Origin of the sequence: Pseudoalteromonas sp. GW168-MNA-CIBAN-0100 (assembly GCF_040309225.1) — a bacterium.
GTDB lineage: Bacteria > Pseudomonadota > Gammaproteobacteria > Enterobacterales > Alteromonadaceae > Pseudoalteromonas > Pseudoalteromonas arctica.
This window is the reverse complement of the sequence record NZ_JBEOOL010000723.1, coordinates 1-260: the sequence shown is the minus strand read 5'-3', so window position 1 is coordinate 260 and position 260 is coordinate 1. Positions and strand designations below refer to the sequence as shown.

Genomic DNA, 260 nt, shown 5'->3' with positions numbered 1-260 from the left:
AAGCGGGTGTAGAGCTCCAAGGCTGGGAAGTAAAAAGCATCCGAGCTGGCAAAGTTAACATCACTGAAACTTATATCCATCTTAAAAACGGTGAAGCATTTTTATTAGGCGCCCAAATCCAGCCTCTTAACAGTGCATCTACCCATGTAATTTGTGATCCTTTACGTTATCGTAAGTTACTATTAAGCAGACGCGAGCTAGATCGCTTAGTAGGCGCAACTGAACGCGATGGCTATTCATTAATTGCTACTGCTATGTAT

At 42.3% G+C, this 260-nt stretch carries 1 protein-coding gene; it reads left to right on the top strand.

Annotated elements, in window-relative coordinates:
- A partial coding sequence (smpB, locus tag AAEY62_RS23175) for an SsrA-binding protein (protein ID WP_350636788.1) occupies nucleotides 1-260 on the top strand: 260 nt, incomplete at both ends.